Annotated in this window: 13 protein-coding genes; 9 read left to right on the top strand and 4 right to left on the bottom strand. The window is 71.3% G+C overall.

The genetic code is table 11. The features are described from left to right. Positions 1-162: 162 nt before the first annotated feature. The gene (smc, locus tag ACFYW5_RS00545; RefSeq protein WP_389414749.1) at positions 163-3,720 is read left to right on the top strand and encodes a chromosome segregation protein SMC; all 3,558 of its coding nucleotides are present in this window, start codon (positions 163-165) and stop codon (positions 3,718-3,720) included. 185 nt (positions 3,721-3,905) lie between these two features. After that, positions 3,906-5,321, top strand: coding sequence for a sugar porter family MFS transporter (locus ACFYW5_RS00540; RefSeq protein WP_389414748.1), 1,416 nt, complete (start codon positions 3,906-3,908; stop codon positions 5,319-5,321). An 80-nt stretch (positions 5,322-5,401) separates the two neighbouring features. On the opposite strand, the gene ACFYW5_RS00535 is transcribed toward ACFYW5_RS00540, so the two are convergent. Beyond that, positions 5,402-6,373: an LLM class flavin-dependent oxidoreductase gene (locus ACFYW5_RS00535; RefSeq protein WP_389414747.1), complete on the bottom strand. Its 972-nt coding sequence runs from the start codon at positions 6,371-6,373 to the stop codon at positions 5,402-5,404. Between the two features lie 105 nt (positions 6,374-6,478). On the opposite strand from ACFYW5_RS00535, the gene ftsY reads away from it, so the two are divergent. Continuing rightward, positions 6,479-7,687, top strand: a complete 1,209-nt coding sequence (gene ftsY / locus ACFYW5_RS00530; protein ID WP_389414746.1) for a signal recognition particle-docking protein FtsY — start codon at positions 6,479-6,481, stop codon at positions 7,685-7,687. A gap of 298 nt (positions 7,688-7,985) precedes the next feature. On the opposite strand, the gene ACFYW5_RS00525 is transcribed toward ftsY, so the two are convergent. Next, complete coding sequence (locus tag ACFYW5_RS00525) at positions 7,986-8,642, bottom strand: bifunctional DNA primase/polymerase (RefSeq protein WP_389414745.1); 657 nt, start codon at positions 8,640-8,642, stop codon at positions 7,986-7,988. A gap of 458 nt (positions 8,643-9,100) precedes the next feature. Between ACFYW5_RS00525 and ACFYW5_RS00520 the strand changes: the two genes are divergently transcribed. The 5 genes from ACFYW5_RS00520 to ffh all read left to right on the top strand — a co-directional run bounded on the left by ACFYW5_RS00520 (position 9,101) and on the right by ffh (position 16,703). Further along, positions 9,101-10,591: a hypothetical protein gene (locus tag ACFYW5_RS00520; protein WP_389414744.1), complete on the top strand. Its 1,491-nt coding sequence runs from the start codon at positions 9,101-9,103 to the stop codon at positions 10,589-10,591. Positions 10,592-10,916: 325 nt separating this feature from the next. Beyond that, positions 10,917-12,257 carry an ammonium transporter gene (locus ACFYW5_RS00515; RefSeq protein ID WP_389414743.1) on the top strand — a complete coding sequence of 447 codons (1,341 nt, stop codon included), beginning with the start codon at positions 10,917-10,919 and terminating at the stop codon, positions 12,255-12,257. After that, complete coding sequence (locus ACFYW5_RS00510; RefSeq protein WP_030990174.1) at positions 12,254-12,592, top strand: P-II family nitrogen regulator; 339 nt, start codon at positions 12,254-12,256, stop codon at positions 12,590-12,592. The genes ACFYW5_RS00515 and ACFYW5_RS00510 overlap by 4 nt, the downstream gene beginning before the upstream one ends. Positions 12,593-12,618: 26 nt before the next feature. Next, the gene (locus tag ACFYW5_RS00505) at positions 12,619-15,066 is read left to right on the top strand and encodes a [protein-PII] uridylyltransferase (protein ID WP_389414742.1); all 2,448 of its coding nucleotides are present in this window, start codon (positions 12,619-12,621) and stop codon (positions 15,064-15,066) included. A gap of 83 nt (positions 15,067-15,149) precedes the next feature. Then, positions 15,150-16,703 carry a signal recognition particle protein gene (ffh, locus tag ACFYW5_RS00500; RefSeq protein WP_389414741.1) on the top strand — a complete coding sequence of 518 codons (1,554 nt, stop codon included), beginning with the start codon at positions 15,150-15,152 and terminating at the stop codon, positions 16,701-16,703. A 78-nt stretch (positions 16,704-16,781) separates the two neighbouring features. On the opposite strand, the gene ACFYW5_RS00495 is transcribed toward ffh, so the two are convergent. Beyond that, positions 16,782-17,387 (bottom strand): hypothetical protein, encoded by a 606-nt coding sequence (locus ACFYW5_RS00495; protein WP_389414740.1) that lies wholly within the window; start codon positions 17,385-17,387, stop codon positions 16,782-16,784. Between the two features lie 154 nt (positions 17,388-17,541). Beyond that, positions 17,542-18,399, bottom strand: coding sequence for a class I SAM-dependent methyltransferase (locus ACFYW5_RS00490; RefSeq protein WP_389414739.1), 858 nt, complete (start codon positions 18,397-18,399; stop codon positions 17,542-17,544). 197 nt (positions 18,400-18,596) lie between these two features. Here ACFYW5_RS00490 and proS point away from each other — a divergent pair, with 197 nt between their 5' ends. Continuing rightward, positions 18,597-20,009, top strand: a complete 1,413-nt coding sequence (proS, locus tag ACFYW5_RS00485) for a proline--tRNA ligase (RefSeq protein ID WP_389414738.1) — start codon at positions 18,597-18,599, stop codon at positions 20,007-20,009. The last annotated feature ends 133 nt before the right edge of the window (positions 20,010-20,142 follow it).

The following is a 20,142-nucleotide window of genomic DNA, read 5'->3' as shown; positions in this document are numbered from 1 at the left end:
CCGCTGAGTTGTGTCAGAAATTGCAAGGGACGCTTCGGCGTCCCTTCTTTCTTGCCCTCAGGCATCCTTTTACCGTCTTAACGTCTGGTGTGCCCTGCGCGTTCAGGGGTGAAACCGCGGGTTCATGGAGTGAGACAGGCCCGGAAGGTAGAGTCCAGCGGCGTGCACCTCAAGGCCCTGACCCTCCGAGGGTTCAAGTCGTTCGCCTCCGCGACCACACTCCGGTTCGAGCCGGGCATCACGTGCGTCGTCGGACCGAACGGCTCGGGCAAGTCCAATGTCGTGGACGCGCTCAGCTGGGTCATGGGCGAGCAGGGTGCCAAGTCGCTGCGCGGCGGCAAGATGGAGGACGTCATCTTCGCCGGCACCACCGGGCGCCCGCCGCTGGGCCGCGCCGAGGTGTCGCTGACCATCGACAACTCCGACGGGGCGCTGCCCATCGAGTACGCCGAGGTCACCATCACGCGGATCATGTTCCGCAACGGCGGCAGCGAGTACCAGATCAACGGCGACACCTGCCGGCTGCTCGACATCCAGGAGCTGCTCTCCGACTCCGGCATCGGCCGCGAGATGCATGTGATCGTCGGCCAGGGCCAGCTGGACTCGGTCCTGCACGCCGACCCCATGGGGCGCAGGGCCTTCATCGAAGAGGCCGCGGGCGTGCTGAAGCACCGCAAGCGCAAGGAGAAGGCGCTCCGGAAGCTCGACGCGATGAAGGCCAACCTCGCGCGGGTGCAGGACCTGACCGACGAACTGCGCCGCCAGCTCAAGCCCCTCGGCCGGCAGGCCGCCGTCGCCCGCAGAGCCGCCGTCATCCAGGCCGACCTGCGCGACGCCCGCCTCCGCCTCCTCGCCGACGACCTCGTACGGCTGCGCGAGGCCCTCAACGCCGAGGTCGCCGACGAAGCCGCCCTGAAGGAACGCAAGGAAGCCGCCGAAGGGGAGCTGAAGAAGGCGCTCCAGCGCGAGGCGCTCCTGGAGGACGAGGTACGGCAGCTCACCCCGCGCCTGCAGCGCGCCCAGCAGACCTGGTACGAGCTCTCCCAGCTCGCCGAGCGGGTCCGCGGCACCGTCTCGCTCGCCGACGCGCGGGTGAAGAGCGCCACCTCCGCGCCCCCGGACGAGCGGCGCGGCCGTGACCCCGAGGACATGGAGCGCGAGGCCGCCCGGATCCGTGAGCAGGAGGCCGAGCTGGAGGCGGCCCTGGAGGCGGCCGAGCGCGCCCTGGAGGACACCGTCGCGCACCGCGCCGAGCTGGAGCGCGAACTCGCCCATGAGGAGCGGCGCCTGAAGGACGTCGCCCGAGCCATCGCCGACCGCCGCGAGGGCCTGGCCCGACTGAACGGCCAGGTCAACGCGGCCCGTTCGCGTGCCGCGTCGGCCCAGGCCGAGATCGACCGGCTCGCCGCCGCCCGCGACGAGGCACAGGAGCGGGCGTTCGCCGCGCAGGAGGAGTACGAGGCCCTGCAGGCCGAGGTCGACGGCCTCGACGCCGGCGACGCGGAACTGGCTGAGCGGCACGACGCGGCGAAGGCGGCCCTGGCGGAGGCGGAGGCCATGCTGACGGCGGCCCGGGAGGCGGCGACGGCGGCGGAACGCAGGCGCGCGGCCACCCAGGCCCGTCACGAGGCGCTGGCACTGGGCCTGCGCCGCAAGGACGGCACGGGTGCGCTGCTGGAGGCGAAGGACCGGCTCACGGGGCTGCTCGGCCCGGCCGCGGAACTCCTCACGATCACCCCGGGCCACGAGGTTGCCCTGGCGGCGGCCTTCGGGGCGGCGGCGGACGCACTGGCGGTGACCTCACCGGCCGCGGCGGCCGACGCGATCCGGTTGCTGCGCAAGCAGGACGGGGGACGGGCGTCACTGCTCCTGACGGGGGCGCCGGAGGCGCCGGCCCGCGGTGGGCCCGCGGACGACCGCCGGCCCCGGGCGGCGGACCTGGTCCGTGGCCCGTCCGAGCTGATGCCCGCCGTCCATCGCCTGCTGCGCGACATCGTCGTGGTCAGCACCCTCGAGGACGCCGAGGACCTGATCTACACCCACCCCCACCTCACCGCCGTGACCGCCGAAGGCGACCTCCTGGGCGCCCACTTCGCGCACGGCGGCTCCGCGGGCGCGCCCAGCCTCCTCGAAGTACAGGCGTCCGTGGACGAGGCGGCCGCCGAGCTGGAGGAGCTGGCCGTCCGCTGCGAGGAGCTGACCGAGGCACAGCACGCGGCGAGCGCGCGACGCACGGAGTGCGCGGCCCAAGTGGAGGAGCTAGGGGACCGCCGCCGGGCCGCCGACCGGGAGAAGTCGGCGCTGGCCCAGCAGCTCGGCCGGCTCGCCGGGCAGGCGCGGGGCGCGGCCGGGGAGGCCGAGCGGTCCACGGCCGCCGCGGCGCGCGCCCAGGACGCGCTGGAGAAAGCCCTCACCGAGGCCGAGGAACTCGCGGAACGGCTCGCCGTCGCCGAGGAGATGCCGGTCGAGGAGGAGCCGGACACCTCGGTACGGGACCGGCTCGCCGCCGACGGGGCCAACGCGCGCCAGACCGAGATGGAGGCTCGCCTCCAGGTCCGTACGCACGAGGAACGTGTCAAAGGGCTGGCCGGACGGGCCGACTCGCTGGACCGGGCCGCGCGTGCGGAACGCGACGCACGCGCGCGTGCCGAGCAGCGGCGGGCGCGCCTCAGGCACGAGGCCGCCGTCGCCGGGGCCGTCGCCGCAGGCGCCCGGCAGTTGCTCGCGCATGTCGAGGTCTCCCTCGGCCGGGCCGAGCGGGAGCGGGCCGCGGCCGAGGCCGCCAAGGCGATGAGGGAGCAGGAGCTGACCGCCGCCCGGACCACGGGCCGCGACCTCAAGGCGGAGCTCGACAAGCTGACCGACTCCGTGCACCGCGGTGAGGTCCTCGGCGCCGAGAAGCGGCTGCGGATCGAGCAGCTGGAGACCAAGGCGCTGGAAGAGCTCGGCGTGGAGCCCGCCGGGCTCGTCGAGGAGTACGGCCCCCATCAGCTCGTACCGCCCTCGCCGCCCGCCGAGGGCGAGGAGCTGCCGGAGGATCCCGACCATCCGCGCAACCGGCCGAGGCCCTTCGTGCGAGGTGAGCAGGAGAAGCGGCTGAGGGCGGCCGAGCGGGCCTACCAGCAGCTCGGCAAGGTCAATCCGCTCGCCCTGGAGGAGTTCGCCGCGCTGGAGGAGCGCCACCAGTTCCTCAGCGAGCAGCTGGAGGACCTGAAGAAGACCCGCGCCGATCTGCTCCAGGTCGTCAAGGAGGTCGACGAGCGGGTCGAGCAGGTCTTCACCGAGGCCTACCGGGACACCGCCCGGGAGTTCGAGGGCGTCTTCAGCCGGCTCTTCCCGGGCGGCGAGGGGCGGCTGATCCTGACCGACCCCGAGAACATGCTGACCACGGGCGTGGACGTGGAGGCGCGTCCGCCGGGCAAGAAGGTCAAGCGGCTGTCGCTGCTGTCGGGCGGCGAGCGCTCGCTGACCGCCGTGGCCCTGCTGGTGTCGATCTTCAAGGCGCGGCCCAGTCCGTTCTACGTCATGGACGAGGTCGAGGCGGCCCTCGACGACACCAACCTCCAGCGGCTGATCCGCATCATGCAGGAGCTCCAGGAAGCCTCCCAGCTCATCGTGATCACCCACCAGAAGCGGACCATGGAGGTCGCCGACGCGCTGTACGGCGTCTCCATGCAGGGCGACGGTGTGTCGAAGGTCATCAGTCAGCGACTGCGCTGACCCTCCCCGCTTCGTTCAAGAGGTGAACACAGAGCCTCCATCTATGCCCTTAAACGTCACATCAATTGCCTCTTGACTTCGAAACCTGAAGGCATAGTCTCTGCAACGTTGCTTTTACCTTCAGGTATCTCGACTTGGAGGAGCTGACCCACCCGGCAGCGTTGCCGGTGTCCGAGGAGTTACACGTGACCAGCACAGCGCAGGCACCCCAGTCGGGTGCGAAGGCGAGCCACCCCGAACATCTCGGGCACGTCGTCTTCATCACGGCCGCGGCCGCCATGGGCGGTTTCCTGTTCGGCTATGACAGCTCTGTCATCAACGGCGCCAACGGCGGCATTCAGGACAGGTTCGACCTGAGCTCGGGTGCCACCGGAACGGTCGCCGCCTGCGCCCTGCTCGGCAGCGCGGTCGGCGCGGCCATCGCCGGCCGGATCGCGGACCGTATCGGCCGTATCCGCGTCATGCAGATCGCGGCGGTGCTGTTCGCCGTGTCGGCCGTGGGCTCCGGCCTTCCCTTCGCAGCGTGGGACCTCGCCGCCTGGCGTGTCCTCGGCGGCATAGCCATCGGCATGGCCTCGGTCATCGGCCCCGCCTACATCGCCGAGGTCGCCCCGCCGGCCTACCGCGGCAGGCTCGCCTCCTTCCAGCAGGCGGCCATCGTGATCGGCATCGCCGTCTCCCAGCTCGTCAACTGGGCCATCCTCAACATGGCCGACGGCGAGGAGCGCGGCAAGATCGCGGGCCTTGAGTCCTGGCAGTGGATGCTCGGCGTGATGCTCGTGCCGGCCCTGGTCTACGGCCTGCTCTCCTTCGCCATCCCCGAGTCCCCGCGCTTCCTGATCAGCGTCGGCCGCATCGCCGAGGCCAAGAAGGTGCTCGCCGACGTCGAGGGCGACATCGACCTCGACGCCCGGGTCGCCGAGATCGACGACGCCATGCGCAGCGACCACAAGTCGACCTTCCGGGACCTGCTGGGCGGCACGTACGGCCTGCTGCCGATCGTCTGGATCGGTATCGGCCTGTCCGTCTTCCAGCAGCTGGTCGGCATCAACGTCATCTTCTACTACTCGAACCTGCTGTGGCAGTCCGTCGGCGTCGACCCGTCGAGCTCGTTCTTCTACTCCTTCGAGACCTCGATCATCAACATCATCGGTACGGTCATCGCGATGATCTTCGTCGACCGGATCGGCCGCAAGCCGCTCGCCCTGATCGGTTCCGTCGGCATGGGCATCTCGCTGGCGCTGGCCGCCTGGGCCTTCTCCTACCAGAACGGCAACGACCCGCTGCCCACCGCGCAGGGTGCCGTGGCACTGATCGCCGCCAACGCGTTCGTACTCTTCTTCGCCCTGTCCTGGGGTGTCGTGGTCTGGGTCATGCTCGGTGAGGTCTTCCCGAACAAGATCCGCGCCGCCGCGCTCGGCGTGGCCGCCTCGGCCCAGTGGATCGCCAACTGGGTCATCACGATCACCTTCCCGGACCTGTCGGAGTGGAACCTGTCGCTCACCTACGTGATGTACGCGGTGTTCGCCTTCCTCTCCATCCCCTTCATCCTCAAGTTCGTGCCCGAGACCAAGGGCAAGAAGCTCGAGGACATGGGCTGACACCGGCCCCCGGACCCGGGGAGAAGGGCCAAGTCCCCGCTGCCCCTCTCCTCGTCCCGGGAAAGACGTACTGCCCCGGCTCAGTCCTTGAGCCGGGGCAGTACGTCTTCGCACAGCAGCCGCAGACTGCGCCGGCCCTCCTCCGGCGGCATCCCGCCGCACAGCGGATGCAGGACGAGGCTGTCCAGGCCCTGCGCCACGCACTGGTCGGGCGTGAGCACCCGGTACACGCTCTCCGCGCGCAGCTCGTCCACGGTCGTGGCCGCCGATCGCACGGCCGAGCGGATGTCACCGGACTGCCAGGAGGCGTACGTCCGTGCCTCGTGCAGGAAGTGCCGGCCGTACCGCTCCCAGGTCCGGTCCGGGTCCTCGGCGAGATGCAGCAGCGGGGTCTCGGCGGCCGGCATCATCGTCCAGCCCTCGGTGCCGTACTCGATGAGCCGCTCCTTGTAGTACGCCGCCAGCTCCGGCAGGTGCGCGCTGGGGAAGAACGGCAGGCCGAGGCGGGCGGCCCGGCGCGCGGCGGCCTTCGAGGAACCGCCGACCAGCAGCAGGGGGTGCGGCTCGGTGAAGGGACGCGGGGTGACCCGTACCGGACGCCCCCGGTACGTGAACTCCTCGCCGGTCCACGCCTTCAGCAGCGTCTGGAGCACCTCGTCCTGGAGCCGGCCGCGCCACTTCCAGTCCACGTCGAACTGCGCGTACTCCTCGGGGCGGTACCCGATCCCGGCGACCGTCACCAGACGGCCGCCGCTGATCAGGTCCAGTACGGCGATGTCCTCGGCCAGCCGCAGCGGGTCGTGCAACGGGCCGATGACCGCCGAGACCGTCACGGTGATCCGCCGGGTCGCGCCGAACACCGCGCCGGCGAAGGTGAAGGGGGAGGGCAGCCAGTTGTTCGCGGCGCCGTGGTGCTCCTCGGTCTGCACCGTGGTGACGCCGTGCTCGTCGGCGTACCGGGCCATCTCCAGGGCCGCCGCATAGCGGGCGGCGAGCGAGGCGGGGGTGGCGTCGGGCTCGACGAGGTTGAAGCGTACGACCGTGACGGGCATGGGAGTCCCCCTTCACCGGGCGGGTGTGAAGGCGGACGGTAGCTGACGGTGTGTCAGACAGCCAGAGGGGTGTCACCCGGCTCCATGGCTGATACTGGACGGGTTATGGACATCGTCATCCTTGCTGTAGTCATCGCCGTGGTCGTGCTCGGCGCGCTCGGCGGGCTCGTGGTCGGCAGCCGGCGCAAGAAGCAGCTGCCCCCGCCGCCCCCCGCAGCGCCCGACATCACCGCCCCCCCGGCCGAGCCGCACGTCGGCGACGAGGCCGAGACGCCGCGCGACGAACCGCGCCGGACCATAGAGGAGGTGGATCTCCCCGGCGGACCGGCCACCGCCGTCGAGGAACCGCCCGTCATCGAAGAGCTCCCGCCGACCGCGATCGAGGTCCCGGAGCCCACCGCGGGTCGCCTCGTGCGGCTGCGCTCCCGACTGTCCCGCTCCCAGAACGCCCTCGGCAAGGGCCTGCTCACGCTGCTCTCGCGCGAGCACCTGGACGACGACACCTGGGAGGAGATCGAGGACATCCTGATCACCGCCGACGTCGGCGTGCTGCCCACCCAGGAGCTGGTCGAGAGCCTGCGCGAGCGGGTGCGGGTGCTCGGCACCCGGACCCCCCAGGAGCTGCGCGCCCTGCTGCGCGAGGAGCTTCTCAAGCTGGTCGGCACCGACCTGGACCGGACCGTGAAGACCGAGCCGGAGGGCCGAAAGCCCGGCATCGTGATGGTCGTCGGGGTCAACGGCACCGGCAAGACCACCACCACCGGCAAGCTCGCCCGGGTCCTGGTCGCGGACGGCAACACCGTCGTCCTCGGCGCCGCCGACACCTTCCGTGCCGCCGCCGCGGATCAGCTCCAGACGTGGGGTGAGCGGGTGGGCGCCCACACCGTGCGCGGTCCGGAGGGCGGCGATCCGGCCTCCGTCGCGTTCGACGCGGTCAAGGAGGGCAAGGAGCTGGGCTCCGACGTCGTCCTCATCGACACCGCGGGCCGGCTGCACACCAAGACCGGCCTCATGGACGAGCTCGGCAAGGTCAAGCGGGTCGTGGAGAAGCACGCGCCGCTCGACGAGGTGCTGCTCGTGCTGGACGCGACCACGGGGCAGAACGGGCTCGTGCAGGCCCGTGTGTTCGCCGAGGTCGTCGCCATCACCGGCATCGTCCTGACCAAGCTGGACGGGACGGCGAAGGGCGGCATCGTGATCGCCGTCCAGCGGGAGCTGGGGGTGCCGGTCAAGCTGATCGGTCTGGGCGAGGGCGCGGACGATCTGGCGCCGTTCGAGCCGGAGGCGTTCGTCGACGCCCTGATCGGCGAGTGATTCCGCCGCGCCCGAAGAAGCGCCCGCCCCCGGAGGTCACTCCTGGAGGCGGGCGCTCTGCTGTGGCGGGGGAGAGGGAGGGCCGGGGGCCGGTGGGTGACGTGAGCCGGTTGCGTCCGGGGCCGGAGCGACTGAGCCGGCTGTGCCAGGGGCCGGAGCGACTGAGCCGGCTGGGCCCCGGACCGTCGGGCGACGTGAGCCGGTTGTGCCGGGGCCCGGTGGGTGACGTGAGCCGGTTGCGTCCGGGGCCGGAGCGACTGAGCCGGCTGTGCCGGGGACCGATGGGTGACGCGAACCGCTAGGCCCGCGACCGGTGCGCCACGTACGCCAGCGTGCCGAGCAGCAGCCGTGCCGCCGGGGGTTTGGTCGCCGAGTCCAGCGCGGGGGAGCGCAGCCAGCGCACCGGGCCGAGGCCGCCGCGGTCGGAGGGCGGGGCCGTGATGTACGTACCGGGGCCGAGGCCGCGCAGGTCGAGGGAGGTCGGGTCGTCCCAGCCCATGCGGTAGAGCAGCGCGGGGAGTTCGGCGGCGGCACCGGGGGCGACGAAGAAGTGGGCGCGGCCATCGGGGGTGGCGGTGACCGGACCGAGGGGCAGGCCCATGCGCTCCAGGCGGGCCAGTGCGCGGCGCCCGGCGGGTTCGGCCACCTCGATGACGTCGAAGGCCCGGCCGACGGCCAGCATCACCGCGGCGCCCGGGTACTCGGACCAGGTGCGGGACACCTCGTCGAGGGTGGCGCCGGCCGGGACCCGGGGGGCGAAGTGCAGGGGGTGGGCGCCCGGTTCGCGGCAGTCCGCGCGGCCGCAGGAGCAGGCGCCCGCCGCCGCACGCGCGCCCGGCACCACGTCCCAGCCCCACAGACCGGTGAACTCGGCGACGGCGGTGCACTCCGAGGACCGGCCGCGTCGGCGCGTGCCGGAGCGGATCTCGCGGATGCCGGCGATCGTGAAGCCCATGCCCCCTCCAACGGGTCCGGCGCGTCTTCGGTTACGACGCGGATGCGGATCGTGACCCTCTGTATCCACCTTGTGCCTTCTGCGGCCCGGCTCCACACATCCGAAGCGGCGCTCGGAAGCGTCCTGGGTCGTGCGCCCGGCGGTGCGCGCCCCTGAGTGCATCGCTCCGCCCACTGCTGGCCGTCCTCTGTCAAGTGAATCGTGCGGAGCCGACCGTGAGTTCATTCGAAGGGGTGGCGAATGGTGGCGTTTCCGGGATCGCCATGGCTGGACGGGTGATCGTAGGATTACTTTGAGTGCACGAGTCCTGAGGGCACATGCACTTGCGGGTATGCCGGAGGCAACTCGGCTTTCCGTTCGAAGGGTGAGAACTGCCGGACGGGGAGCCGTATTTACCGGCATTCTGATAAGGCTTGGCGCACTCGGTGACAAGTGGTCCAAGGGATGGGGGCGTTCCAGTGAGCGGCAACAGCGGAAGCGACACGAGCGCCGGCAGCGCCACGCACGCTGACAAGCGCCCGAACGAGCTGCTCACGTCCTGGTTCGTGCGCAGCGGCTGGTCGAAGGGCGAACTCGCCCGCCAAGTCAACCGCCGGGCCCGTCAGTTGGGCGCCAACCACATCTCCACCGACACCTCCCGGGTGCGCCGCTGGCTGGACGGCGAGAACCCGCGCGAGCCGATCCCGCGGATCCTGTCCGAGCTGTTCTCCGAGCGGTTCGGCTGTGTCGTCTCCGTCGAGGACCTCGGCCTGCGCGCCGCCCGCCAGGCACCGTCGGTGTCCGGCGTCGACCTGCCGTGGACGGGCCCGCAGACCGTCGCCCTGCTCAGCGAGTTCTCGCGCAGCGACCTGATGCTGGCGCGGCGCGGTTTCCTCGGGACCTCGCTGGCCCTGTCCGCGGGCCCGTCCCTCATCGAGCCCATGCAGCGCTGGCTCGTCCCCGCCCCGCCCGCCCCGCGCTCCGAACCCGAGCCTTCCACCCAGGCCCGCCGCGGCCGGCTCTCCCGGCCCGAGCTGGACCTGCTGGAGTCCACCACCGTGATGTTCCGGCAGTGGGACGCCCAGTGCGGCGGCGGCCTGCGCCGCAAGGCCGTCGTAGGACAGCTGCACGAGGTGACCGACCTCCTCCAGGAGCCCCAGCCAGAGTCCACCACCCGCACGCTCTTCAAGGTCGCCGCCGAACTCGCCGAGCTGGCCGGATGGATGTCGTACGACGTCGGGCTCCAGCCCACCGCGCAGAAGTACTTCGTGCTCGCCCTGCACGCCGCCAAGGAGGCCGGCGACCGGCCGCTCGGCTCGTACATCCTCTCCAGCATGAGCCGCCAGATGATCCACCTCGGCCGGCCCGACGACGCCCTGGAACTGGTCCACCTCGCCCAGTACGGCAGCCGCGACTGCGCGAGCCCGCGCACCCAGTCCATGCTGTATGCGATGGAGGCCCGTGCGTACGCCAACATGGGCCAGCCCGGCAAGTGCAAGCGGGCCGTGCGGATGGCCGAGGAAACCTTCGGCGAGGCCGAGGAATGGGACGAGGCCGACCCCGACTGGATCCGCTTCTTCTCCGAGGCCGAGCTCTACGGCGAGAACTCCCACTCCTATCGCGACCTCGCCTATGTCGCGGGCCGCAGCCCGACCTACGCCTCCCTCGCCGAGCCGCTGATGCAGCGGGCCGTGGACCTGTTCGCCAAGGACTCCGAGCACCAGCGGTCCTACGCGCTCAACCTCATCGGCATGGCCACCGTGCACCTGCTCCAGCGCGAGCCCGAGCGGAGCGCGCAGTACGCCACCGAGGCCATGACGATCGCCAAGAAGGTGCGCTCCGAGCGGGTCAACACTCGTATCCGAAAAACCGTGGACACGGCCGTACGCGATTTCGGTGATCTGCACGAGGTCGTGGACCTCACCGAGCGGCTCGCCGTAGAGCTGCCCGAGACCGCCGAAGCCGTCTGACACACCCGCACCACCGCCCGAGCCCCGGCCGCGGCCGGCCCTCCCGAACTGCCCGACTCGGCTCCCCCATGCCAGGTCATCGGAAGGCCGTCCGCGGCCGGCCCATGCCTTCTTGCGAAGGTTGCGCCACGATAACGATCGCGGCGGCCGTCATCCGGCAGTTCACCGACGCGTAACACCCACAGCGCCTTCGTCACGGCGGCGAAACAACGAGGGGCGTCCACCGAAACCGCGCTGCGCCAATCTCATGGCGCATAACCGGCCCACCCCTCAATCCGCTCAGGCTTCGCCCGCACGGGGCCGTACCAACGACGAGGAGACGCCGATGGCACCAGCCATCACGCTTGCCGCAGAGACGGAGCTCTCTGCCGCCAACACAGGCTTCATGCTCATCTGCTCCGCCCTGGTGATGCTCATGACACCGGGCCTGGCCTTCTTCTACGGAGGCATGGTCCGTGTCAAAAGCACCCTGAACATGCTGATGATGAGCTTCATCAGCCTGGGGATCGTCACCATCCTGTGGGTGCTGTACGGCTTCTCCATGGCGTTCGGCACGGACTCCGGCAGCATCATCGGCTGGAACTCCGACTGGGTCGGCCTCAGTGACATCGGCCTGACGGAACTGTGGGACGGCTACACGATCCCGGTCTTCGTCTTCCTGGTCTTCCAGCTGATGTTCGCGATCATCACGCCCGCCCTGATCAGCGGTGCCCTGGCCGACCGGGTGAAGTTCGGCGCCTGGGCGCTGTTCGTCGCCCTGTGGGCCACGATCGTCTACTTCCCGGTGGCGCACTGGGTCTGGGGCGCCGGCGGCTGGGCCTTCGAGCTCGGTGTGATCGACTTCGCCGGTGGTACGGCCGTCCACATCAACGCCGGTGCCGCGGCGCTCGGCGTCATCCTGGTCATCGGCAAGCGCGTCGGCTTCAAGCGCGACCCGATGCGCCCGCACAGCCTCCCGCTGGTCATGCTCGGCGCGGGCCTGCTGTGGTTCGGCTGGTTCGGCTTCAACGCCGGCTCCTGGCTCGGCAACGACGACGGCGTCGGCGCGCTGATGTTCGTCAACACGCAGGTCGCCACCGCCGCCGCCATGCTGGCCTGGCTGCTCTACGAGAAGATCCGCCACGGCGCGTTCACCACGCTGGGCGCCGCCTCCGGCGCGGTCGCCGGTCTGGTCGCCATCACCCCGGCCGGCGGCGCGGTCTCCCCGCTCGGTGCCATCGCCGTCGGTGCCGTCGCCGGTCTGCTCTGCGCCATGGCCGTGGGCCTGAAGTACAAGCTCGGCTACGACGACTCGCTCGACGTCATCGGCGTTCACCTGGTCGGCGGCATCGTCGGCTCGCTGCTGGTCGGCTTCCTCGCCACCGGCAAGGGCCAGTCCGACGTCGAGGGCCTCTTCTACGGCGGCGGCCTGGACCAGTTCTGGAAGCAGTGCGCCGGTGTCTTCGCGGTCCTCGCCTACTCGCTGGTGGTCTCCGCGGTCCTCGCCTTCCTCCTCGACAAGACCATCGGCATGCGGGTTTCCGAGGACGAGGAAGTGGCTGGCATCGACCAGGCCGAGCACGCCGAGACCGCATACGACTTCAGCGGGGCCGGCGGTGGCTCCGCCCGCACGACCGCTGTCCCGGCCCCGGCCGTCGACACCGCGAGCAAGAAGGTGGACGCATGAAGCTCATCACCGCAGTCGTCAAGCCCCACCGGCTCGACGAGATCAAGGAAGCCCTCCAGGCGTTCGGCGTGCACGGCCTAACGGTCACCGAGGCCAGCGGCTACGGTCGTCAGCGGGGCCACACCGAGGTCTACCGCGGTGCCGAGTACACCGTCGACCTGGTCCCGAAGATCCGCATCGAGGTCCTTGCCGAGGACGACGACGCCGAGCAGCTGATCGAGGTCATCGTCAAGGCCGCCCGTACCGGCAAGATCGGTGACGGCAAGGTCTGGTCCCTGCCGGTCGAGACGGCCGTACGGGTCCGCACCGGCGAGCGCGGACCGGACGCGCTCTAACAGAAGAAGACGACAGGAGTCGCTGGGTGACGAGTACGGACGTGCCGACGGAAGCAGAAGACTCGGGACCCAGCGGCTACGCGGCGGCCCGGCTGCGCCTCCTCACCGAGGGGGCGCGGTCCGGGCCGCCGCGCCGTACCGCCCTCGCGGAACTCACCGACGACTGGCTCACCGGCCTGTTCGCCGCCGGCGCCGGAACCCTGCGCGGGGTCTCCCTGGTGGCGGTCGGCGGCTACGGCCGCGGCGAGCTGTCCCCACGCAGCGACCTCGACCTGCTGCTCCTGCACGACGGGGCCGACCACGACACGGTCGCCGCGCTGGCCGACCGGATCTGGTACCCCGTCTGGGACCTCGGTCTCGCCCTCGACCACTCGGTGCGGACGCCCGCCGAGGCCCGCAAGACCGCCGCGGAGGACCTCAAGGTCCAGCTGGGCCTGCTGGACGCCCGGCACATCGCCGGCGACCTCGGCCTGACCGCGGGACTGCGCACGGCCGTCCTCGCCGACTGGCGCAACCAGGCACCCAAGCGCCTGCCCGAACTCCAGGAACTGACCGCCGAGCGCGCCGAGCGCCAGGGCGAGCTGCAGTACCTTCTGGAACCCGACCTCAAGGAGGCCCGGGGCGGCCTGCGCGACGCCACCATCCTGCGTGCCGTCGCCGCCTCCTGGCTGGCCGACGCCCCCCGCGAGGGCCTCGACGACGCCCGGCGCCGACTGCTCGACGTACGCGACGCACTGCACCTGGCCACCGGGCGCGCCACCGACCGGCTGGCCCTCCAGGAACAGGACCAGGTCGCCGCCGAGCTGGGGCTGCTCGACGCCGACACCCTGCTGCGGCAGGTGTACGAGGCGGCGCGGGTCATCTCGTACGCCAGTGATGTCACCTGGCGTGAAGTGGGCCGCGTCCTGCGGTCGCGCGCGGTGCGGCCCCGGCTGCGCGCCATGCTGGGCGGCGGCAAGCCGGTGGCGGAACGGTCGCCGCTGGCCGAGGGCGTGGTGGAACAGGACGGCGAGGTCGTGCTCGCCCGTGCCGCGCGCCCCGAACGCGACCCCGTGCTCCCGCTGCGCGCCGCGGCCGCCGCCGCACAGGCCGGACTCCCGCTCTCCCTGCACGCCGTACGGCGGCTGGCCGCCACCACCCGCCCGCTGCCCACGCCCTGGCCCGCCGAGGCCCGCGAACAGCTCGTGACCCTGCTCGGCTCCGGGCGCCCCACCATCGAGGTCTGGGAGGCGCTGGAGGCCGAGGGCCTGATCAGCCGGCTGCTGCCCGACTGGGAGCGGGTGCGCTGCCGCCCCCAGCGCAACGCCGTGCACATCTGGACCGTGGACCGGCACCTCATCGAGACCGCCGTCCGCGCCTCCGAGTTCACCCGCCGCGTCCACCGCCCCGACCTGCTCCTGGTCGCCGCGCTGCTGCACGACATCGGCAAGGGCTGGCCCGGGGACCACTCGGTGGCCGGCGAGATCATCGCGCGTGACGTGGCCGCCCGGATCGGCTTCGACCGCGAGGAGGTCGCGGTACTCGCCACCCTCGTACGGCACCATCTGCTGCTCGTCGACACCGCCACCCGGCGCGACCTGGAGGATCCCGCCACGGTCCGCTCGGTCGCCGAGGCGGTCGGCAGCCAGTCCACGCTGGAGCTGCTGCACGCGCTGACCGAGGCCGACGCGCTGGCCACCGGCCCCGCCGCCTGGTCGTCCTGGCGCGGCTCCCTCGTCACCGACCTGGTCAAACGCGTCTCGGCGGTGCTCGCGGGGGACGCCTCCGACGAACCGGAGGCCGCCGCGCCCACCGCCGAGCAGGAGCGGCTGGCCATCGAGGCCGTCGCCACCGGCAGCCCGGTGCTGGCCCTGCGCGCCCAGACCGAGCCCCCCACGGACGACCAGCCGACGGGGGATCCGGAACCGCTCGGCGTGGAGCTGCTGATCGCCGTACCGGACCAGCCGGGCGTGCTGCCCGCCGTCGCGGGCATCCTGGCGATGCACCGCCTCACCGTCCGCACCGCGGAACTGCGCGCGCTGGACCTCCCCGCCGGCGTCGAGGGCTCGGTCCTGCTGCTGAACTGGCGGGTCGCCGCGGAGTACGGTTCGCTGCCCCAGGCCGCCCGGCTGCGCGCCGACCTGGTCCGGGCCCTGGACGGCTCCCTCGACATCGCGGGCCGCCTGGCCGAGCGGGACGCGGCCTATCCCCGGCGCCGGGGCGTCCTGGCGCCGCCCGCCAGGGTCACCGTCCACCCGGCCGCCTCCCGCCTCGCCACGGTGATCGAGGTCCGCGCCCAGGACGCCCCGGGACTGCTGTTCCGGATCGGCCGGGCCCTGGAGGACGCGCGGGTGCGGATGCGCAGCGCGCATGTCAGCACGCTGGGCGCGAACGCCGTGGACGCGTTCTATGTCACCGGCCCCGAGGGGGCGCCGCTGCCCCACGAGGAGGCCGCTTCGGTGGCCCGGAAGCTGGAGGAGATGTTGCGTGGCTGAACGGGGATCCCGGTGACTCCTGCCGCCGGGATACCCTGGAGGGCGATTCCCAGCTGCCACCGACCCCGAGGACCGACGCCGCCGTGTTCGATACTCTCTCCGATCGCCTTTCAGCGACCTTCAAGAACTTGCGCGGCAAGGGGCGCTTGAGCGAAGCGGACATCGACGCCACGGCGCGCGAGATCCGCATCGCGCTCCTGGAAGCGGATGTCGCCCTGCCGGTCGTCCGTACGTTCATCAAGAACGTCAAGGAGCGCGCGCTCGGCGCCGAGGTCTCCAAGGCGCTGAACCCCGCCCAGCAGGTCCTCAAGGTCGTCAATGACGAACTGGTCACCATCCTGGGCGGCGAGACGCGCCGTCTCCGGTTCGCCAAGCAGCCGCCCACCGTGATCATGCTGGCGGGTCTGCAGGGTGCCGGTAAGACCACCCTCGCGGGCAAGCTCGGCCACTGGCTGAAGGAGCAGGGCCACTCCCCGCTGCTGGTCGCCTGTGACCTCCAGCGGCCGAACGCCGTGAACCAGCTCAGCGTCGTCGCCGAGCGCGCCGGGGTCGCGGTGTACGCCCCGGAGCCGGGCAACGGCGTCGGTGACCCGGTCAAGGTCGCCAAGGACTCCATCGAGTTCGCGAAGTCGCGGATGCACGACATCGTGATCGTCGACACCGCCGGCCGCCTGGGCATCGACCAGGAGATGATGCAGCAGGCCGCGGACATCCGGGACGCGGTCAGCCCCGACGAGATCCTGTTCGTCGTCGACGCCATGATCGGCCAGGACGCGGTCAACACCGCCGAGTCGTTCCGCGACGGCGTCGGCTTCGACGGCGTGGTGCTCTCCAAGCTCGACGGTGACGCCCGCGGTGGTGCCGCCCTGTCGATCCGGCAGATCACCGGCAAGCCGATCATGTTCGCCTCGAACGGCGAGAAGCTCGGCGACTTCGACGCCTTCCACCCGGACCGGATGGCCTCCCGCATCCTCGACATGGGTGACCTGCTCACCCTGATCGAGCAGGCGGAGAAGACCTTCGACCAGGCCGAAGCCCAGAAGATGGCGGAGAAGCTGGCCTCCAAGAAGGGCCAGGACTTCACCCTCGACGACTTCCTGTCCCAGATGGAACAGGTCAGGAAGATGGGCTCGATCTCCAAGCTGCTCGGCATGCTGCCCGGCATGGGGCAGATCAAGGACCAGATCAACAACCTGGACGAGCGGGACGTCGACCGCACCGCCGCGATCATCAAGTCGATGACCCCGGCCGAGCGCCAGGAACCCACGATCATCAACGGCTCGCGCCGCGCCCGCATCGCCAAGGGCTCCGGTGTCGACGTCAGCGCGGTGAAGAACCTGGTCGAGCGGTTCTTCGAGGCCCGCAAGATGATGTCCCGCATGGCCCAGGGCGGCGGCATGCCGGGGATGCCCGGGATGCCGGGCATGGGCGGCGGCCCCGGCCGGAGCAAGAAGCAGCCCAAGAAGGCCAAGGGCAAGCAGCGCTCCGGCAACCCGATGAAGCGCAAGCAGCAGGAGCAGGAGGAGGCCGCCCGGCGCGCGGCCGCCGCGCAGAGTGGCGGCGCCTTCGGCGTGCCCGGCCAGCAGGCTCCGCAGGACTTCGAACTGCCGGACGAGTTCAAGAAGTTCATGGGCTGAGACCGAGTCCCCGTACGACGAGGAGGGCGCCCCCGGCCACCGGGGGCGCCCTCCTCGCCTGCCGGGGCAGGAGCCCCGCTAGCTGTTAGGGAAGGTCCAGGTGTACGGCTCTCCCTCGGCCTCCTGCCAGTGCACCTCGACGTTCTTCGCGCCGGCGGGCACCAGGTAGGTCTCGCAGAAGGTGTGGCTCTCGCCCCGCTTCCAGCTCTCCACGTCGTACGGGTCCTCGCAGCCGGCCGCGTCCTCGGCGGCGCCGATGAGGATGGAGCCGCGCTGTCCGTCGGCCCAGACGGTGGTCTCGTCGCCGACCCGGGGGGAGCCGGTCAGTGCCGGGCCGCCCTTGTGTGTGAACGTCACATGGGCGACGGCCGGGACGAGCCCCGCGGCCTTCTCCGGGTCGGCCACCGCCTGCGCCGCCTCGGCCTCGGTGCCCACGTCGACCCGCTTCGCGAGGATCTCGTACGTGACCGTGCCCGGGTCCTCCTCGTACACCCCCGTGGCGCTCTCGCCGGTCTTCACCGCGCCGCCGGAGGAGGGCTTCGGCGCGGCGGGCGAGGCCTTCGCCCGCGAGGTGGCCGGGCTCTTCGCGTCGGCCTCGTCGTCCCCGCCCGAGCAGGCGGTGAGCGCCAGGGCGAGGACGGCGACGGGCGCGGCCAGACGCAGCGCGGTCTTGCGGTACAGCACAACAGCTCCTGTATGCAGATGTGTAAGTCCCCCGAGCGATTCGTCAGGCTAAAGGGAAGGCGCGCAGTTCAGCGAAGCGAGAAGACTCCCGCTTCGCATCCTTCACACCATTCACACGTGCATTTTCAGGAACTCGCCCACCGGCGCGGGGCTTTCAGGGGACCCGGGCGATCAGGTACCGGAACACATTCGGCATCCACACGGTCCCGTCCGTCCGTTGATGCGGATGCAGGGCTTCCGTCAGCTCCTTGTCCACCTGTGCCCGGTCGGTCGCGGCGATCGCCGCGTCGAACAGCCCGGTCGACAGCAGTCCTCGTACGGCGCTGTCGACGTCGGCGTAACCGAAGGGGCACGCGACCCGCCCGGAGCCGTCGGGGCGCAGGCCCGCGCGGTGGGCGACCTCCTCCAGGTCGTCCCGGTGCGCGGGGCGCCAACTGCCCGCGCGGCGCAGCGGATCGGCCAGTTTCGTGGCCACGCGCAGCACCGACGAGGTGGCGCAGCGCTCCGGCGGGCCCCAGCCGGCCAGCACCACGGGCGCCCCCCGCTCGGCGAGCTGCCGCGCCCCGCGCAGCAGGTCGCCGAGGCCCTCCGAGTCGCCCGCGAGACATCCGACAGGCTCGAAAGCCGTCACCAGGGTGTACGCGGGCTCCTCCGTCTCTGCCGCGTCCCGCGGTGAGCCGTCGGTCAACCGGGCGTCGGTACGCGCGCGTGCGCCCCACGGCCCGGACGCCAGCCGCTGCCGGGCCAGGGCGAGCCGTTCGCGGGAGGAGGACTCGACACCGGTGATCGCGGCCCCTCGGGAGGCCGCCATCAGCAGGGCGAGCCCGGAACCGCAGCCGAGGCCCAGCATCCGTGTGCCGGGGCCCACTTCGAGCCGCTCGTAGACGGCCTCGTAGAGCGGTACCAGCATCCGCTCCTGGATCTCCGACCAGTCACGCGCGCGTGCCCACAGGTCCACACGGGGCGTGGATCCCGCGTGAGACAGGTGCTGCCGCACGAGCGTAGGTGTCATCGAAAGCGCCCCAATCCGCAGAGAGTTGCCGCTGTGCCGGTTTCCGTGCCCCCGTGCCGTGCGCTCGCTCTTCCCCCGTATGCCAGGTAACTCCGCGCTCGACCCGGCGTCCAGGGGTCGTCGGGCCCGGCTTGGGACCGGCACGTGCCTGTGGCGAGAATTCACATTCCGGCAACCTGGGCCCTTACCATCGCGCCATGGCAAAAGCACCCGTTCTCACACCGCGGGCGGACGACTTCCCGCGCTGGTACCAGGATCTGATCAGCAAGGCCGAGCTGGCCGACAACGGGCCGGTGCGCGGCACGATGGTGATCCGACCGTACGGGTACGGACTGTGGGAGCGGATGCAGGCGGAGATGGACGCCCGCATCAAGGAGACGGGCACCCAGAACGCGTACTTCCCGCTGCTCATCCCGCAGTCGTACTTCGCCAAGGAGGCCGACCACGTCGAGGGCTTCGCGCCCGAGCTGGCGGTGGTCACGCACGGCGGGGGCAAGGAGCTGGAGGAGCCGGCGGTCGTCCGGCCCACCTCCGAGATGATCGTCAACGACTACTTCTCCAAGTGGGTGCAGAGCTACCGCGATCTGCCGCTGCTGATCAACCAGTGGGCCAACGTGGTGCGTTGGGAGCTGAGGCCCCGGCTGTTCCTGCGGACCACGGAGTTCCTGTGGCAGGAGGGCCACACCGCGCACGCCACCTACGAGGACGCCCGCGACTTCGCCGCGCACATCCATCGCCAGGTGTACGAGGACTTCATGGTGAACCTCCTCGCCATGGACGTCGTACCCGGCCGCAAGACCGTCAGGGAACGGTTCGCCGGGGCTCTCAACACCCTCACGCTCGAAGGCATGATGGGTGACGGCAAGGCGCTCCAGATGGCCACCAGCCATGAGCTGGGCCAGAACTTCGCCAAGGCCTTCAACACGCGGTACCTGTCCAAGGACGGCACGCAGGAACTGGTCTGGCAGACCTCGTGGGGTTCGACGACGCGCATGATCGGCGCCCTGGTGATGGCGCACGGGGACGACAACGGCCTGCGGGTGCCGCCCCGGCTGGCGCAGATCCAGGTCGTCGTCCTCGCGATCAAGGGCGACGAGGCGGTTCTGGCCAAGGTCCGCGAGCTGGGCGACCGGCTGAAGGCGGCGGGCATCCGGGTGCGGGTCGACGACCGTACGGACACGCCCTTCGGGCGGCGCGCGGTCGACTGGGAGCTCAAGGGCGTGCCGGTGCGGATCGAGATCGGGCCGCGCGACCTGGAGAACGGCACCGCGATGCTGGCGCGCCGGATCCCGGGCGGCAAGGAGGCGGTGCCCCTGGAATCCCTGGTGGAGCTGCTGCCGGGGATGCTGGAGGACGACCAGGCGCTGCTGCTCAAGCAGTCCCGGGAGCGACGCGAGTCCCGCACGAGCGAGGTGTCCACGACCGAGGAGGCCGTCGAGGCCGCCGCGACCGGCTGGGCCCGCATCCCCTGGGCCACGCTCGGCGCGGCGGGCGAGGCCGCGCTGGCCGAGCACTCGGTGACCGTACGCTGTCTGGTCGCCGAGGACGGGTCGGTGCCGGACGACGAGGACGCGCCCGGTAACGTCGCGATCGTCGCGCGCGCTTACTGAGACGGGGCAGAAAGGCGCGAGAGCGACCGAAAGGCCTCTTGCGCCGCCGCCCGACACTGCCATCCCGCCGTGCGGAGACGGCCTACGCGCGGGGGCGTACGTCGGACTACGCACCAGCTTGTGGTGAGCTGCG

Origin of the sequence: Streptomyces sp. NPDC002779, assembly GCF_042888685.1 — a bacterium.
In the GTDB taxonomy this organism is placed as follows: Bacteria; Actinomycetota; Actinomycetes; order Streptomycetales; family Streptomycetaceae; genus Streptomyces.
Note: the sequence above shows the minus strand (reverse complement) of the source record. Positions and strands in the feature narration are given on the sequence as shown.

Bases quoted from the DNA above. Each gene is read 5' to 3' on its own strand.
- ACFYW5_RS00510 (WP_030990174.1), top strand. From the start codon at position 12,254: ATGAAGCTCATCACCGCAGTCGTCAAGCCCCACCGGCTCGACGAGATC.
- ftsY (WP_389414746.1), top strand. From the start codon at position 6,479: ATGGACATCGTCATCCTTGCTGTAGTCATCGCCGTGGTCGTGCTCGGC.
- ACFYW5_RS00515 (WP_389414743.1), top strand. From the start codon at position 10,917: ATGGCACCAGCCATCACGCTTGCCGCAGAGACGGAGCTCTCTGCCGCC.
- ACFYW5_RS00535 (WP_389414747.1), bottom strand. From the start codon at position 6,373: ATGCCCGTCACGGTCGTACGCTTCAACCTCGTCGAGCCCGACGCCACC.
- ACFYW5_RS00525 (WP_389414745.1), bottom strand. From the start codon at position 8,642: ATGGGCTTCACGATCGCCGGCATCCGCGAGATCCGCTCCGGCACGCGC.
- ACFYW5_RS00490 (WP_389414739.1), bottom strand. From the start codon at position 18,399: ATGACACCTACGCTCGTGCGGCAGCACCTGTCTCACGCGGGATCCACG.
- proS (WP_389414738.1), top strand. From the start codon at position 18,597: ATGGCAAAAGCACCCGTTCTCACACCGCGGGCGGACGACTTCCCGCGC.